This is a genomic window from Blastomonas sp. AAP25, from assembly GCF_001295965.1.
Lineage (GTDB): Bacteria > Pseudomonadota > Alphaproteobacteria > Sphingomonadales > Sphingomonadaceae > Blastomonas > Blastomonas fulva.
Window position 1 is genome coordinate 29976 of the sequence record NZ_LJHP01000037.1, and the last position, 15495, is coordinate 45470.

The window sequence follows — 15495 nt, forward strand, 5'->3', positions numbered from 1 at the left end:
AATCTCTTGCTAATGCGAGCTACTCGCAATAACTCTGATGCAGGCGGCGCGATCCCGTGATGCCGCACAATCGGAGGGAGTCGAGGAACATGGGTATCTGGTGGCAGGATCTGATCGATCGACCGGCTGACCTGGGGTCGGCAACCCTGTTCGAGGCGAAGCTTGTTGTCGCGCTGCGCATCGCGGTGTTCGCGCACAAATCGGGTGCCGATCCCGCGCCTCATGTCTCCGCCCGGCTGGGCAGCATCGCGCTGTCCAATCATCTGTCGCTGGTGCTGGAGGCGATGGGGCAGGTGTGGCCTGAACCCTTTGGCGTCTCGCGCCCATGCTGCGGTCGTCTGTCCCCTGACGAGGCGATGTTCGTCGGCATGGTGCGCAGCGCGATGCGCGGCAACCGGGCGAGCTTCGACCGGCAAACCCGCGAGATGATCGCAGAAGATGGGCGCACATTGATCTACAACCTGATGTGGCAGATCGGCCGCATGGCGGCTGCGGCAGAGGCCACCTCCGGGCAAGTCCGGCCCCGTGAGGGCTAGACCCCGGTTCGCAACACCGGATCGGAAAGGTCGGTATCCTCGACGACATAGGCGCGGATGAATTCCGCGATCGCATGGAATCCGTCGCCGAACGCCGCGCCGGTGCGCCAGATCGCTGCGATCGACCGGCGCGCATTCCAGCCTGCGATATCCAGCCGTGCGACGATTTCTGCACTGTGGGTTTCGGTTGCCAGATAACGCTCGGGCAACAGCGCGAAGCCGATCCCTGAGCCTACCATCTGGCGGATGCTGTCAAGACTGGTGCCTTCGTAGTCGTGCAGGATATGCGCACCCACCTGATCGCAGATCTCGCGCGTCTGGCGATGGAAATGGTGCCGCCGGTCCAGGGTGAGAAATCCTGCGCCCTTGAGCGCGCTGGGCGGAATGTTCTTCTGCCCGGCCAGGGGATGATCGGGCGGCGCGATGACGAACAGCCGCTCGCTGAACAGCGGCTCGACCACGATCCCGCTGGCATCGACCGGCATGGGTGAGAGCATCATGTCGAGCGCGCCGCGCATCACCTCGCGCACCTGATCATCGGGAATGCCTTCGCGGATGTGCAGGCGCAGGTCGGGCTGTTGCCGGTGCAGACCCGCCACGATCGCGGGCATCAGATAGGGTCCCAGCGTCGGGGTGATCCCGAAGCGCAGCGTTCCGCCGATGCCCTTGCCCGCGCGCCGCGCCAGATCGGAAAGATCGCGCACCTGTACCAGGATCTCTCTCGCGCGCGCGGCAATATCGCGGCCCAATGGGGTCAGTTGGACATCCTGACCGCTACGATCGATCAGCGAGGCGTCAAGCCGGGCCTCCAGGGTGCGAAGTTGCTGGCTCAACGTCGGTTGCGAGACGTGCACCGCAAAGGCTGCGCGTCCGAAATGGCGGTGGTCGTCGAGCGCGACCAGATATTGCAACTGCCTGAGGCTGGGCATGGCGGCGTCCTTTATGTGATAGATGTTGGCTATCGATCCGGGGCAGTTCTTTCAAATGGTAACAATGATACTCTGTGCCATATGTCAACCATACCGAGCAGATGGAACGGTTTCTCCCCGAACCGCTCCCACCCACATCTGCTTGACTGATTCCGCAGCTAGATCGGACACCCCAAGGCTGCGGATAGGGTGACGCATCGGTCCGCCGAGGTCGCAGCTTGAGCCTCCGATGCGTCACCCGACTATCCCATCGCACAACACGGAATGGAAGACTTGGATTGCACCCAAGGTCACGCGCGGCGCGGTACCGTTGGCCTGGCCGACCGGGTCAGGGCTGGACAACCCCGGCAAAGTCGTCGGTCAGCTGCAGCGAGTCCAGATCGGCCGCCACCGCGACCAGATCGGCGCGAGCTTGCGCCAGCCGGAACTCGGCATCCAGCCTGCGGATCGATGCGTTCGCCGCCGCATCCTCGCGCAGGTTGACCAGGAAGAAGTCGCTGGCGCCTGCCTGGAACAGCCTGCGCTCGCCGGCTGCCAGCTTGTCGGCCTGAACCTCCTCGTCGCGCGCCAGCACCGCCAGCCGCTCGGCTGCAGTCAGGTTGGTGGAAAGCTGCTCGATCTCTGCGATGATCTGTTCCTCGCTCTGACGGCGGCGCCACTCCAGCGCGTTGATGTTGGCTTCGGCCGCAGCCACCTGTCCCTTGGCGGCGCGGTTCTGCAGCGGCATGGAAAAGGTGAAACCGACCACCGCCTCGAACGGATCGCGTGAACGACCGCCCAGGCCCTGCTCGCCGAAATCCTGTCCGGCTTCGGCAAACAGCCTGAGCGAGGGCAACAGGCGGTTGCGTTCGAGCTCGAGCCGGGTTTCGCCCTGTTCCAGCCGCTGTTCGATAAGCTTGATATCGGGTCGCCGTGCGAGCACGGCCGCCGGATCGGTCGCCCGCGCCGCGGGGATCATCGGCAGACGGGCGGGCAGGTCTGCGGGGGTCGCGACCCTGGGCCTGCCGTCATTGTCACGCCAGAAGAGCGACAGTCGCTGCGCGGCATTGGCCAGATCGCGCTCGGCGGCAACCAGCAGCGACTGGCGGCGCAGCAGGTTCTGCTGGTTTTCGGTCAGCAGGATCGCAGCCCGTGCACCCAGCTGGACCTGGCGGCTGATGCCGTCCTGCCGGTCCTCGGCCAGCTGGACCTGCGCGCGATAGACCTGCACCTGCTGGCCGGCTGCTACCCACTGTCCATAGGCCTGGATCGCCCGCTGCTGCACCCCGATGGCGATGATCAGCGCATCGAGCCCCGCCATGTCGCGTTCGATCAGCGCGTTGCGCTGGCCGAAGCGGCGGTCATCGATATAGCGGTCGCGCAGAAGCGCGAAAACGCCGCGCACTTTGAGCTCGCCCAGCCGGTCGGTGAAGCTGTAATCCTCATAGACCGGAAAGTCGCCGCGCGAGACGCGATAGCTCGCCTCGATCTGGCCGCCATTGTTGGTCAGCGGCTGGATCGCCTTTCCCTGCACATAGGTGCCGTCATAGAATCCAGTGATCCGCGAAAAGCCCTCGCCGGTGAACAGCAGGTCGAACGCACCTTCGCTGGCAAGCACGCGCCCATCGGCGGCGCGGGCGTTGGCAAGCGCCTCCAGGATGGACGGGGCAAAGCGCCGCGACGAGGCCAGCACCTCTTCCAGCTGCAACCCTTGCGCCTGCCGCACCGGTTGCACCCCTTGTGTCGCGGCGGCGGGTGCCTGCGTTCGGGCCTGAGCCTGGGCAGGGGTTGGCGCGGTGACGCTGACCAAAGCCAGCGCAGTGAGGCTGGCCAGCGATGCGGAGCGGCGCATCAGCGCTTCTCCTTCCTGGCCGTGCCGCCATTCTGGTTCTCCTCGATCAGCGCGGGGTTCTGCAGCGGGAAGTCGTTGAGCTGACGCCACAGTTCAAAGCCGACCGAAACCTCTTCCATCGCGACCCAGCCGCGGGCATTGGCGCCCAGGCGGACATAGGGCTCGCCCGGCCAGCGCGTCTTGCCCTTGGCTTCCTGCACGAGCACGCGGAACAGCCCGTTGGTCGAAGCGGCAAGATCGACCTGCTGCACCTCGCCATCGAACAGGCCGCGCGCCACCGACGGCCAGCCCGAGAACTGGATCGCGGGCCAGCCTTCGAACTCGAGCCGGACCGGCTGGCCACGCCTGATCAGCGGCACGTCGCGGCCATCGACATAGATTTCGACCACACGCCGGGTCTGAGTGGGGGCAAAGCTTGCCAGCACGTCGCCCTGCGAGACCATGGTGGCCTTGTCGCCGCCGCTGATCCGCTGGATAACGCCATCGCGCGGCGCACGCACCGTCTGCAGCGATTGCCGAGCCAGGTTGATGTCGATCTGGGTGATCGCCGCGCGTGCCTCTGCCAGCACGGCTTCCATCTCGGCGACCTTGATCCGCGCAAGTTCGCTTTCGCGCTGCGAGGCAAGACCTTCGCGGAACAGCGTTCCGGTGCGTCCGACGTCCAGCCGCGCAGTGCTAAGCGCACTCGCGGCGGCCGCAACCTTGGCCTCGGCGAGGCTGCGTTCTGCGCGCAGCCGCTGCAGCAGCATCGGGTCGTTGTCGGCGATGAGGGCGATGGGGTCGCCTTCCTTCACCACCTGGCCATCCTGCACATACCATTTCTCGATCCGCCCGGGGACCAGAGCGGTGACGTTCTGCAGCCGGTCCTGCGGGTTGAGCGCAATTACCTGACCGGCGCCATAAGCGGTCTGCACCCAGGGGACATAGATCATGAAGAAGGTCGCGGCGATCAGCCCGAACACCACCATCAGCCCGAAGGCGCGCAGCGGGCGCGGGGTTCGCATGTTCGCAAGGGTGCGAAAGCGGCTGAGCGCATGATCACGCGTTGCCATTGCGCGCCTCCGTTGCATGCGCTTCGACGATGCGGCTGAACCCGTCGGGATCGTCTATGATCCGTTGACCGTCATCCCCCAGCCACAGATACTGGCAATCAGGCTGGTGTTCGGCACGCTGGGTGAACTGGATGACCGTGGAGCCCGCCTCCCGCATGACGACGCGCACATCGGCCAGGATCGCGGGGTCGATCATGTCGAACAATCCGGTCAGGATCAGGATGCGCGGGCATTTGAGCATGGCGCCTGCCAGCTTGAGCCGCAGCGATTCGGCATAGGACAAGGGCCAGCCGCTGGTCGACAGCTGGGTATCCAGTCCGTCGGGGAGCGCCATCACCCGCTCTTCAAGGCGTACCAGCGCAAGCGCCTGCAATGCATCCGACGAGGTGATGTCGGGGCCGGCCAGGCGCAGATAGTCGCGGATGCTCGCCTGCACGATGGTGGGGCGGTCGAGCACGATGATCTCGCTGCGCAGCCGGAACATGTCGACCATGGCGATATCCTGTCCGCCCAGCGTCACGACGCCGGTGTCGGGAGTAATATAACGTTTCATCGAATGCGTGAACAACCGCTGCACATCGTGGTTCCGGCTCTGCGCAATCAGCTGGCTGCCCGCGGGGATGGACAGGTTGAAGGTGACGTCCTTGACGGTTGCCGAGTGGGTAACGCGGCGCAGCACCAGATCACCGCCGCCGATTGCGTCCTCGCCTTCGCGAGCCTCCACTTCCTGCTCGATATTGTAGAGCAGGCCAATCTCCTCGGCTGCGGCGATCAGGTCATAGGTGATGTCAAGATACGCCCCCATCTGGCCCAGGCCGAAGAAGGCCGCTGACAGGATGAGCTCGGCTGCGACCAGCTGGCCGATCGACAGCTCACCCTCGATGACCAGCCAGCCGCCGAGCGCCAACAGTCCGGCGCTGGCAAAGGCATAGAGCAGCAGAAACGCGACGGTCTGCGAGATGGTATAGCGGAAATGCTTGGCCTTGGCGGCGATATAGTCTGCCGTCACACCTTCGGAGCGATCGAGCGCATAATCGACATGCCGCCCGGATTTGTAGAAGCCGTTGGATGCGCCGACATTCTCCAGCCAGCTCGCCGCAGCGTATTTGGCATGGCTGAGCGCAATGCCCGAGCGAATCGCCCCGCGGGTCCACACCAGCAGGATGAAGAAGGCGAGGGCAATGACGATCAGGTTGAAGGCCAGAAAGAACGGGTGATAAAATGCGGTGACGGTGAAGCCGACGGCCGACTGCAGGATGATGGTGAAGCCGCCGATCAGCAGGCTCGGCACCGCTTTCTGCACGGTGACAACGTCGAAATAGCGGTTGAACAGATCCTGCCGCTTGGTGTCTTCGAAGAACGGGTTGCGCGCGTGGATCGACCGCAGGGTGATTTCGGCCACCTGCCGCGCGTAGAATCGCCGCGTGAACAGCTCCATCGCATAGATCCGCAGTGCGGAAAGCAGAACCGCGATCAGCAGCAGTCCCAGCAGCGTGCCTGCCAGCGTCACCAGCGGCGTCACCAGCGCGGTGTTGGCGACCGAATTGATCAGCATCTGCACGGAAATGGGCGTGGCAAGCGACAGCACGGACACGGCCACACCATAGACCAGCGCCAGCCAGATGAAGCTGCGCTCGGCCTTCAAGAGTCCCAACATCCAGCGCACAGCTTCCCGTGCGCCCATAATCTGTCCAGTTGCTGCTGCCATCTATCTGCCTGCCCGTTGGTCCAAGGTCGCTGACCACGAATTAGGTTGTAAACCCGATAAGCCTATTCGAAAGGTACTGCTGCAGGCGATTGGTTTTTTCTATCGAAAAACTCGCGCAGGCAGCATGCCCCATGTGCCTCGGAACGACCTGAAGCACAACGCAACACGCGAATTCAACAAAAGTTCATGAGCGCCAGTGCGAAACGTCCAAACCTGAAGCCAAAGCCCGATCTTCGGGCTGTTGGCTTCAGGAGTAAACCCGAACGCACAGCGCATTCAATCGGCTCGGTAGGGCTCGGAATGCGAGGGCTCAGCTCAGCGCCTCGCCTCGCGTGCCTGCCCCAGCCCCATTATCGCACGAGCATCGGAGCGAGATACTGGCCGGTGTAGCTGCGCGCGACCTTGGCGACCTTTTCCGGGGTGCCCTCCGCGACGATCTCGCCGCCCTTGACGCCGCCTTCGGGGCCCAGATCGATGATCCAGTCCGCGGTCTTGATGACGTCGAGATTGTGCTCGATCACCACCACGGAGTTGCCCTGATCGACCAGCCTGTGCAGCACCTCGAGCAGCTTGCGCACATCCTCGAAGTGCAGGCCGGTGGTGGGTTCGTCGAGGATGTACAGCGTCTGCCCGGTCGAGCGGCGGCTGAGTTCCTTGGCAAGCTTGACGCGCTGCGCCTCTCCGCCGCTGAGCGTCGTTGCCTGCTGGCCGACCTTGACGTAGCCCAGGCCCACTTCCCACAGCATCGCCATCTTGTCGCGGATCGGCGGCACCGCCTTGAAGAACTCGACCGCATCCTCGACCGTCATGTCGAGCACGTCGGCGATCGAGTGGCCCTTGAACTTCACCTCGAGCGTCTCGCGGTTGTAGCGCTTGCCGCCGCAATCCTCGCAGGTGACGTAAACATCAGGAAGGAAGTGCATCTCGATCTTGATCAGGCCGTCGCCCTGGCATTTCTCGCAGCGGCCGCCCTTGACGTTGAAGCTGAACCTGCCCGGCTTGTAGCCGCGCGCGAGGCTTTCGGGCAGTCCGGCGAACCAGTCACGGATATTGGTGAACGCACCCGTGTACGTCGCTGGGTTCGATCGCGGGGTGCGGCCGATCGGCGATTGGTCGATATCGATCACCTTGTCGCAATGCTCGAGACCCGTGATCTTGTCGTGCGCCCCAGCGATCACCCGCGCACCGTTGAGCGCGCGCGCAGCGCCCGCAAACAGCGTGTCGATGGTGAAGCTGGACTTGCCCGAGCCCGATACCCCGGTGATGCAGGTGAAGGTACCCAGCGGGATCGACGCCGTCACGCCGGTGAGATTGTTGGCGCGCGCATTGTGGACGGTGAGCTTCTTGCCATTGCCCTTGCGGCGCTTGGCCGGAATCTCGATCTTGCGTTCGCCGGTGAGATATTGCGCGGTGAGCGAGCGCTTGGACTTGAGGATCTGCTCGAGCGTCCCTTCGGCGACGACCTCGCCGCCGTGGACGCCCGCGCCCGGACCCAGATCGACGATATAGTCGGCGCTTCGGATCGCGTCCTCGTCATGCTCGACGACGATCACGGTATTGCCCAGATCGCGCAGCCGCTTCAAGGTCACCAGCAGCCGGTCGTTGTCCTTCTGGTGCAGCCCGATGCTGGGCTCGTCGAGCACATAAAGCACGCCCGAGAGACCGCTGCCGATCTGGCTGGCGAGCCGGATGCGCTGTGACTCTCCGCCCGAAAGCGTCCCCGAGGTCCGATCGAGGTTGAGGTAGTCGAGCCCGACATTGTTGAGGAAGCCCAGCCGCTCGATAATCTCCTTGAGGATGGCCTTGGCGATCTGCTGCTGCTGGGGACCGAGCTTGTCGTTGAGCGTCTCGAAAAACGCCAGAGCATCGGACACCGAACGCCGTGTCGAGATCGAGATATCCTCGCCGACGATCTTGACCGAACGCGCCTCTGGCTTGAGCCGCGCGCCATCGCAGACTTCGCAGGGCTGCGCGGTCTGGTATTTGCCCAGCTCCTCGCGCATCCACGCGCTATCGGTCTGCAGCAGCCGGCGGTTGAGGTTGCCGATGACGCCCTCGAACGACTTCTTGACCTCATAGCTCTTGCGCCCGTCCTGGAAGCGCAGCGTGACCGGCTTGCCGCCGGTGCCGTGCAGGATGATCAGCTTCACCTCGCCAGGCAGTTCGCCCCACGGCGTGTCGAGCGAGAAGCCAAACTCGCGGCCGAGGCTGGCCAGCACCTGCATGTAATAAGGCGAGGGCGGGTTCGACTTCGCCCAAGGCACCACCGCGCCCTTCTTCAGGCTCAGATCCTCGTTGGGGACAACCAGTTGGGGATCGAAATACATCTTCTCGCCCAGACCGTCGCAGGCAGGGCAGGCACCCTGCGGTGCGTTAAACGAGAACAGCCGAGGCTCGATCGCCTCGATGGTGAAGCCAGACACTGGACAGGCGAATTTTTCGGAGAAGATGATCCGGTTGTCGGGGATGCCGACGTTCTTCATGCCCTTCTTGCCCCCCTCACGTTCACCTTCGGTGGCCTGCGGCTCAGTGGAGGGGCTGGGGGTGGGGGATGAACTTCCTGGCTCCGCTACCGTCCCATCCGCCAGATCGACATAGGCCAGACCTTCGGCAAGCTTCAGCGCGGTTTCGAAGCTGTCGGCGAGGCGCGTCTCGATGCCTTCCCGAACGGCCATGCGGTCGACCACCACCTCGATGTCGTGCTTGTACTTCTTGTCGAGCGCGGGGGCTTCGTCGATCTCGTAGAACTCGCCGTCGATGCGCACGCGGGTGAAACCGGCGCGCTGCCATTCGGCAAGCTCCTTGCGATATTCGCCCTTGCGGCCGCGCACCACGGGTGCGAGCAGATAGAAGCGCGTGCCCTCGGGCAGCGCCATCACCCGGTCGACCATCATGCTGACAGTCTGCGCGGTGATCGGAAGACCCGTGGCGGGCGAATAGGGCACACCGACGCGCGCCCACAGCAGGCGCATGTAATCGTAAATCTCTGTCACCGTCGCGACAGTCGAACGCGGGTTGCGGCTGGTGGTCTTCTGCTCGATGCTGATCGCAGGGGAGAGCCCGTCGATATGCTCGACATCGGGCTTCTGCATCATCTCGAGGAACTGGCGCGCATAGGCCGACAGCGATTCAACGTATCGACGCTGGCCCTCGGCATAGATGGTGTCGAACGCCAGGCTCGATTTGCCGCTTCCCGAAAGACCGGTGATCACGATCAACTGATCGCGCGGCAGATCGATATCCACGCCCTTGAGATTGTGCTCGCGCGCGCCGCGCACGGAAATATGAGTCAGCATGGAGTGCCTTATGTTCTATTGATGTTCTGGTTGCAAGCCGGGGAATGCGGCGAGCGGTCAGGATGAGGATGCGTCGCTCGCAAATGGTGCCCAAGGCGCCGCGGTGCAAGAGCAGCCGGGCCGGTTATGGAACGGCTTTGCGCCATCTGCGTAGCCGTGTTAACCGAGATCAACTTTGGTTTGAGGGAATGACCATCATGAAACTTCGCATTTCGCGCACCGCTTCCGCTGTGGCGCTGCTGGCCTCCTGCCTGGCGGTTGCTCCGCTCAGCGCGCAGCAGTCCAGCCCGCCCGCCGAGCAGGCGCCTGATTCCGGATCGATGGAGCCTTCGCCCGTCACCGTGAACCCGAGCTCGCCCGAAGAGCAGGCCGCGCGCGAGGCCGCCAACGCGCGCCAGCTCGAGATGTCCAACGCTCAGCTTCAGCAGAACGCCGCCAACCAGGCCGAATACGACGCCCGGCGCTCGAGCTATGAGAGCCAGATGAAGCTGTACGAAAATACGGTGGAATCGCGCGCCCGCGCCGAAGCGGAATACGCCCAGATCAAGCAGCTCTATGACGCGATCCATGCGCAGTGGGAGGCCGATGTTGCCGCGTGCAACGCCGGCAATCGCAAACGCTGCGCCCAGACCCCGCCGCCGATGCCGCAATAACCGGCCCGCGCTCCGCACCCCAGAGTGCGGGGCGGGTCAGTCTGTTGGCAGTAGCAAAGTGAAACGCGCGCCCTGACCCGGCGCGCTTTCGACCGTCAGGTCGCCGTGCATCGCGAGCGCAAGACGCCGCGAGATGTACAGGCCGAGTCCGCTGCCGCCATCGCCACTGCGCCCCAGCCGTTCCCATTTGTTGAACAGGCGTTGCTGGTCCTCGGCACTGAGCCCGGGACCCTGATCGGCGACGGTGACGCTGGCCCAGCCGGGGCCGTCGTCGAGCCTCAGCCATATCATTGATCCATCGGGTGCATAGTTGATCGCATTGCCGAGCAGGTTGAGCAGCACCTGCAGCACGCGGCGAAACTCGCCGGTCGCGGGCAGCATTTCATCTTCCGACGGCTTGTCGATGCGGATTTTGCGGTCCGCGGCCTTGAGCGCGAGCAGCCCCGCCGCGCGCCGGGCGATATCGGCCAGATCGACAGGCTCCCTGGCAGCGCTGAAGCCTGCGCCGTCGATCGCTTCAAGATCGGCAAGGTCGTCAACCAGAGCCAGCAGATGGCGCCCGGCAGCTGCGATGTCGCTGGCATAGTTCGCGTAATCGGCCCGCAACGGACCCTCGAGCCTGCCGCCGATGGTTTCGGCGTTGGCGATGATCCGTCCGATCGGCAGCCGCAGCGCCGGGCCGATCTGGCGGCCGAACAACTGGCCGATCCGCTCGCCGTCGAACAGCGGCGGCATCTCCGGGGGAGCGGCGGGGTCGGGCAGGGGAGGCGCGTGCCTCAGCGTGATGACGCACCCCGTCGCAGTTCCGGCGGGGCGCAGGCTGGCAATCCATTCGCGTTCGTCGCCGGCCAGGGTGACGCGCTGGCCATCGATCTGCTCCGCCCGAGCGAATGCAGAGCCGTCGCTCGGCTCGAGCACCGCGGTCACCGGCTTGAGCAGCAGGCCCGAACTCGCATCGTCGGTGCCGGCTCCGGCAGGCGGCGAGTATCGCACCACCCGTTCGAGACGGTCGAGTTGAAGATAGGCGACGCCAGGCTCGGCGATGAAATCGGCGCCGTCTTCGGTCGCATCCGACCGGTCCGGCAGTGCGTGTTCACGCCAATGGGTGAGCAACAGCGCCACTCCTTCGGCGTCGGGTGTGCATTCGCACCACATGTCGATCAGCGCGGACGACCCCGCAGCCTTGACCGGGCGAGACAACCGCATGCCCAGCCGCATGCTGTGCCGCGCCAATTCCAGCAGCGGGGGCACTGCGAGCTCGCCGCCCGACGTGCTGCCGCCAAGTTGCTGGTGCAACCGCATCAGTCGGTCATCGGCGTGCAGCAGCATTCCGTTGCGGTCGATCCGCCCGGTTTCCGCAGCAACCCACACGGTGGTGAGGCCCGCCTCGTCCAATGATGGGATCTGCGCGTTCACCACAACGGTGCCGGCGTTGTCAGCGGCAGCTGGTTGCGCCAGCCCGCGATGAGCCGCGCGGCATCATCGGGACCGATCGCGGCCAGCGCCGCAGCCGAAGGCACGGCCTCGAGCCGCAACGATGCCAGCATCGCGATGCCCTCGATAAGCCTTGCGGCGGTGTCGGCGGGCACGTCGCAACCACGCACCACGACAGCAAGCCGCGAAAGATCGGGGTCTCGTGCCATGTCGATCAGATGATCGAACGGCAGGCCGCTGGCGCGCGCGAGCATGGCAAAGCCGAGCGAAGGGCCATTGTCCGCGAGCGACCAGTCGTCACCCGCGCGGGGCAGGGCGAACAGATGGCAGAAGCGCATCAGCCGGTGCGGGCGTCCTCTCCGTTCGTCAAAACCGCCCAGCAAAGCATCGGCGCGCGCGCGCAAGACCAGCGGATCGGCTTGCAGCCGATCCTGCATCCAGCCGGTCAAGCGCTGTACGAGAGCGTTCACCGTCTCGGGCGGAAGCTCGGACAGATCGAGACGAAATCCCTGCGCGTTGCCGACAAAGCGGCTTTGCGCGACGATCAGCGCCATCGCGGCTTCAGCCAGTTCGTCCTGCGTATCGGCGACCTGTGCCTCGACTCGCGGTGGCAGCTCGGCCATCGCAAGCCCAATCATGGGCGCGTTGCGGCACAGCCGTGCCTCGATTGCGCGCGCATGGGCCAGCCGGGTGGCAGCGGGATCGGCCAGCACCACTTCGTGTGCCACCAGCGAGGCATCGACGGCGTCGGGATCGGGCGCCAGGGCCTCGACCAGATGCCGCGCGATCGAATCGGCAAAGCCGCCCGCCAGGCTGAGATCGTCCTCGCGCAAGGTGGCCGCGCTGTCCGGAGCGAGCCGCTGGCGTACCAGCACCGGAATAGCGCCCGCCAGCCGCGCCTGCTCTTCGGCATGGCGCAGCAACGCTCCAACGTCCCGTGGAACCGGGCGTGCGGGGGCCATGTCGGTACTCATCGGCTTGACCTAGCAATTGCTGGTTAAAATGCTGTTAGTTGAAGTGCGCGAAACGGGCTTTCGCCCAAGGTTAGATATGGCGCTTTGCCGGGTCGCTCGCAAGCGGCGAGGGGCGAGTCTGCCACCACATCAGCGTCAGCAAAATCAGGTTCCACAGCATCAGCGCGGGCAGCACCACGCCAAAGGGTATCGCCAGCAACGCCGCAACCGCAACAAGGCTGGGTGACCGCGCCAGCTGCACCCACAAACGCGGAAGCGGTCCGGAAATTCTTCCCAGAATCAGGGCCATGGCTGGCAGGATGAGCGACACGAAAAGCCCGGCGAGCCGGTCCGATGCCGCCACGGTCAGCACCGTGACCGCGATAAACGCGATCGCAAAGGCAAGATCGCGCGCCGCCCGCTCGGCAGCAGGCAGCGTCCTGGCGGCAAAGCGTCCGAAAAGCCGATCGGCCGCATGCCCCGCCGCGCGCCCGGCGACCAGCAGGGCCAACGCGGTCATGCTCCAGTCGGCCACCGCAAGGCCGATCGCGCCCAGCGGCAGCGCGAGCGCGGAGACACGCAGCGCGGGGTTGATCCAGCGCGCCGCCCATGCCCGGCGCGCGAGCGCTTGCACCGGAGCCATCCGTACCAGCCTGGCCCCCATGGCACCTGAAGATCCAGCCAGTTCCTGCAGCGCGAGCGCATCGGCCTCGGCGCTATCGCGGACAATCGCGATGCGCCCCGCCTCGGCGAGTGCGAAGGGCAGGACCTGCCGCCGGTACCCGCGCTGGACCGCCAGCCGCAGCAGCGCGGACTGCACGCTCCAGTCTTCGGGCAGGTCGCGCGCCTCGACCAGATCCCGCGCGCGGACACAGGCCAGCCCCGCCCAGACATGGTTTATGTCGATCCGCTCGAACCGTTCAATCAGCGATCGCGCGCCATCGCCCGGGGCGAAGCTCGCGACAAAGGTGCCGCTCTGACGCGCCATCGGCTCGATCTCTTCCGGCGCGACGTACAGGCCGTCGGCAATGATCAGCAGCTCGTCATCGCTCGCCAGCCGGACGCTGATGTCGGCGACCGAACGGACGAGGTGGAATTCCACGCCGCAAGAGGCGGCATAGGCCTCGATCTGGCGCACGCGCTCTCCAACCGACGCTACCAGGCACAGGATTTCGCCCGCGCCCGCCTGCCGGGCCAGATCGACCTGCAGCATCGCCAGCTGGCCATTGGCCAGCGGCAATGCGCCGCGCAGCGCGGATCCGCCGGGAACGGTCTCGATCAGGGAGATGAGGGCGGTACGCACGCGGGGTAACAGGCTCCTTGCAGCTCGGAGCGGCCCTCTTATCGCCCGGCTGGCGCCCTGCCAACCGGCACGGTGCCCTATCGCCTGTGGTGTGACGCTTTATTGCATTCCTGCGGGAAGATCGCCGAAGTCGCACATCGCGGCATCGAGCTGGCGCAGCACGACGGGGTCGCCCGGCGCGCCCTCCAGCGCATGGTCGGCCAGATCGACGATCCCCTGGACGCCGAAGCTGGCGGCGAGGCTCTTGAGCCGGAGCGCGGCAAAATGCCAGTTGGCATCGCAGCGCGCGCGGCGCAGCAGGTCGATTTGCCGGGCGGCGCTTTCGACAAACGCCCCGCGCAGCTCGGCGACGAGTGCGGGATCGCTTCCCACCGCTGCGGCCAGCGCCGCGTTCAATGCTCCGGATTCATAGGCCATGCGCCAGTCGAATAGACGAGCTGCCTTAACTTTCGGTTTCTGGTCGGCCAAAATATGTTAGGGTTAATGCCATGGGCGAGGGGAAGAAAATCATCGATCTGCGGCACGGTCGCAGTGACGACGCAACGGCGGTGCACGAGGCAGAGCCCGACATGGCGGCTCCGCCAATGTCGATGCGCGCCGCGGTATCGCAGGCCGATGATTCGGCTGCACCGTGGATGGAGGATGAGGACGTCCCATCCTCTCCCGAGTCGCTCAGCCGATGGGCCATTGCAGGGGCCGTGATGGCGGCGGGCTGGACAGGCTTTTTCATCTGGGCGTCGCTGCCGCAATGGCAGGCGGGGATAACTCCAGCATCAGCATCGGCCGCGGTGACGCAATGGGCCATTCCGGTGATCGCGATTCTGGCGCTGTATCTTGTGATTCAGCGCAACAGTGTGGCCGAGGCGCGGCGCTTTGCCAAAGTCGCAGGCTCGCTGCGCGCAGAGAGCGCGGCGCTTGAAGCCCGGCTCGGCAACATCAATTCGGAACTCTCGCTGGCGCGTGAATTCCTTGCCAATCAAAGCCTTGAACTGGAATCTCTGGGACGGGTCTCGAGCGACCGGCTGCGCGGATTCGCCGAAGAGCTTCGCACCATGATCGAGGCCAGCGATACCGGCATGCGCGCGATCGGCGAGGTGAGCGAGGCGGCGTCGGGCAACATGGACAAATTGCGCAACCACCTGCCGGTGATTGCCAATTCCGCCAAGGACGTCACCAACCAGATCGGCAATGCGGGCCGGACTGCACAGGGCCAGGTCGAAAGCATGATTGCGGCGTTCGAGAAGCTCAACGCCTTTGGCCAGGCGGCAAGCAGTCAGATCGCGACGCTGGTGCGGGATTCGGATGCGGCGACGAACCGGCTGTCCGAATCGGTCGATACCAGTGGCCAGTCGCTGACACGCAGCGTTGCCGAGGCGAGCGAGCAGATGGATCGCGCGATCGAGACGGTCGCCAGCCGGCTCGCCAACACCCGCAGCAATCTCGACGCGGCGGCTGACAGCCAGACCGGCGCTTTGCACGAAACGCTGGCGCAGTTGCGCGACAATCTGGATGCGATGGCCGCCGACATGGCTGAGCGCGCAGCTGCCACCCGCCGGGATATTCGCGCGGCGGCCGACGATCTGTCGCTGACGCTGGGTACGCTCGCCGCCTCGACCGGCGAGAGCGAGGCCGTGGTCCGCCAGATGGTCGCCTCTGCCGACGCGCAGATCAGCGACGCGGAGCGTCGATTGCAGGCGATGGACAGGGAAAGCACCGAGGCGCTGGCGCGGCTTGCGTTCGCCCTGTCGGCGCTGGATGGCAATGTCAGTTCGCTGAGCGAGCGGCTCGCGGCGGGCAGCC

11 protein-coding genes and 1 pseudogene are annotated in these 15495 nt (G+C 65.2%); 3 read left to right on the forward strand and 9 right to left on the reverse strand.

The window, feature by feature from the left end:
* Window positions 1–89: 89 nt before the first annotated feature.
* Window positions 90–536, forward strand: a complete 447-nt coding sequence (locus IP68_RS18005; RefSeq protein ID WP_054136399.1) for a hypothetical protein — start codon at window positions 90–92, stop codon at window positions 534–536.
* Here IP68_RS18005 and IP68_RS18010 read toward each other — a convergent pair.
* The 5 genes from IP68_RS18010 to uvrA all read right to left on the reverse strand — a co-directional run bounded on the left by IP68_RS18010 (window position 533) and on the right by uvrA (window position 9352).
* Window positions 533–1465, reverse strand: coding sequence for a hydrogen peroxide-inducible genes activator (locus IP68_RS18010; protein WP_054136400.1), 933 nt, complete (start codon window positions 1463–1465; stop codon window positions 533–535). The two genes, IP68_RS18005 and IP68_RS18010, sit on opposite strands and share 4 nt — an antisense overlap.
* A gap of 328 nt (window positions 1466–1793) precedes the next feature.
* Window positions 1794–3296, reverse strand: a complete 1503-nt coding sequence (locus IP68_RS18015; RefSeq protein WP_054136401.1) for a TolC family protein — start codon at window positions 3294–3296, stop codon at window positions 1794–1796.
* The gene (locus tag IP68_RS18020; RefSeq protein WP_054136402.1) at window positions 3296–4348 is read right to left on the reverse strand and encodes an HlyD family secretion protein; all 1053 of its coding nucleotides are present in this window, start codon (window positions 4346–4348) and stop codon (window positions 3296–3298) included. Before IP68_RS18020 ends, IP68_RS18015 begins: the two co-directional genes overlap by 1 nt.
* A complete protein-coding gene (locus IP68_RS18025) occupies window positions 4335–6005 on the reverse strand; it encodes an ABC transporter ATP-binding protein (protein WP_231684139.1) in 1671 nt (556 codons plus the stop codon). Before IP68_RS18025 ends, IP68_RS18020 begins: the two co-directional genes overlap by 14 nt.
* A gap of 401 nt (window positions 6006–6406) precedes the next feature.
* A complete protein-coding gene (gene uvrA / locus IP68_RS18030; RefSeq protein ID WP_054136404.1) occupies window positions 6407–9352 on the reverse strand; it encodes an excinuclease ABC subunit UvrA in 2946 nt (981 codons plus the stop codon).
* Window positions 9353–9549: 197 nt separating this feature from the next.
* Between uvrA and IP68_RS18035 the strand changes: the two genes are divergently transcribed.
* Complete coding sequence (locus tag IP68_RS18035; RefSeq protein WP_150126232.1) at window positions 9550–10005, forward strand: hypothetical protein; 456 nt, start codon at window positions 9550–9552, stop codon at window positions 10003–10005.
* A gap of 36 nt (window positions 10006–10041) precedes the next feature.
* Here the strand turns inward: IP68_RS18035 and IP68_RS18040 are convergent, their stop codons facing one another.
* The 4 genes from IP68_RS18040 to IP68_RS18055 all read right to left on the reverse strand — a co-directional run bounded on the left by IP68_RS18040 (window position 10042) and on the right by IP68_RS18055 (window position 14112).
* A complete protein-coding gene (locus IP68_RS18040) occupies window positions 10042–11421 on the reverse strand; it encodes a sensor histidine kinase KdpD (RefSeq protein ID WP_231684141.1) in 1380 nt (459 codons plus the stop codon).
* Window positions 11418–12413, reverse strand: a complete 996-nt coding sequence (locus tag IP68_RS18045; RefSeq protein WP_156318257.1) for a hypothetical protein — start codon at window positions 12411–12413, stop codon at window positions 11418–11420. Before IP68_RS18045 ends, IP68_RS18040 begins: the two co-directional genes overlap by 4 nt.
* Before the next feature lie 70 nt (window positions 12414–12483).
* Window positions 12484–13695 carry a hypothetical protein gene (locus IP68_RS18050; protein ID WP_054136408.1) on the reverse strand — a complete coding sequence of 404 codons (1212 nt, stop codon included), beginning with the start codon at window positions 13693–13695 and terminating at the stop codon, window positions 12484–12486.
* A 99-nt stretch (window positions 13696–13794) separates the two neighbouring features.
* Window positions 13795–14112 carry an Hpt domain-containing protein gene (locus IP68_RS18055; protein WP_054136409.1) on the reverse strand — a complete coding sequence of 106 codons (318 nt, stop codon included), beginning with the start codon at window positions 14110–14112 and terminating at the stop codon, window positions 13795–13797.
* Window positions 14113–14183: 71 nt separating this feature from the next.
* Between IP68_RS18055 and IP68_RS18060 the strand changes: the two are divergent.
* Window positions 14184–15495: pseudogene (locus tag IP68_RS18060) on the forward strand (hypothetical protein); the annotation flags it as partial.

Coding starts and splice junctions, on each gene's coding strand:
- IP68_RS18005 (WP_054136399.1), top strand. CDS start 90: ATGGGTATCTGGTGGCAGGATCTGATCGATCGACCGGCTGACCTGGGG.
- IP68_RS18010 (WP_054136400.1), bottom strand. CDS start 1,465: ATGCCCAGCCTCAGGCAGTTGCAATATCTGGTCGCGCTCGACGACCAC.
- IP68_RS18015 (WP_054136401.1), bottom strand. CDS start 3,296: ATGCGCCGCTCCGCATCGCTGGCCAGCCTCACTGCGCTGGCTTTGGTC.
- IP68_RS18020 (WP_054136402.1), bottom strand. CDS start 4,348: ATGGCAACGCGTGATCATGCGCTCAGCCGCTTTCGCACCCTTGCGAAC.
- IP68_RS18025 (WP_231684139.1), bottom strand. CDS start 6,005: ATGTTGGGACTCTTGAAGGCCGAGCGCAGCTTCATCTGGCTGGCGCTG.
- uvrA (WP_054136404.1), bottom strand. CDS start 9,352: ATGCTGACTCATATTTCCGTGCGCGGCGCGCGCGAGCACAATCTCAAG.
- IP68_RS18035 (WP_150126232.1), top strand. CDS start 9,550: ATGAAACTTCGCATTTCGCGCACCGCTTCCGCTGTGGCGCTGCTGGCC.
- IP68_RS18045 (WP_156318257.1), bottom strand. CDS start 12,413: ATGAGTACCGACATGGCCCCCGCACGCCCGGTTCCACGGGACGTTGGA.
- IP68_RS18055 (WP_054136409.1), bottom strand. CDS start 14,112: ATGGCCTATGAATCCGGAGCATTGAACGCGGCGCTGGCCGCAGCGGTG.